This is a genomic window from Saccharothrix sp. ST-888 (assembly GCF_000955975.1).
Classification (GTDB): domain Bacteria; phylum Actinomycetota; class Actinomycetes; order Streptomycetales; family Streptomycetaceae; genus Kitasatospora.
The window spans coordinates 1-309 of record NZ_JYJF01000921.1 but is presented as its reverse complement, the minus strand read 5'-3'; the positions used below and the strand labels follow the sequence as shown (position 1 = coordinate 309).

The 309-nt window shown below is 72.5% G+C and carries 1 protein-coding gene; it reads left to right on the top strand.

The annotated features are described in order from the left end of the window. Positions 1-70: 70 nt before the first annotated feature. The coding region (locus UK12_RS42590) for a hypothetical protein (protein WP_231591530.1) at positions 71-309 on the top strand (239 nt) is incomplete at its 3' end.

Here is a 309-nt window from a genome sequence, read left to right as displayed (position 1 = left end):
CAGCGCGCGGGGTGAGACGGCAGACAGTCCGGTCTCGGGGGACCTCCCCGGTGACCGCAGTACCGACGACGTGCACCCCGGCCCTAGTGGCAACCTGCGGCTGATCCTCCCGACGCTGGACCCGGCGACCGCTCCGGCCATCTCCGGGGCCGCCTCGGCCGCACCCGCCAGCAGCACGACCGGCGGGAACAGCGTCCAGGTCACCCTCCGCGCCTCGCTGCTCGGGGGCAAGGAGGTCGACGACGTGATCGTCCACGCCAAGGGCGACCCGCAGCTGTGCCTGTACAAGACCGACGGGCACGGCAACTT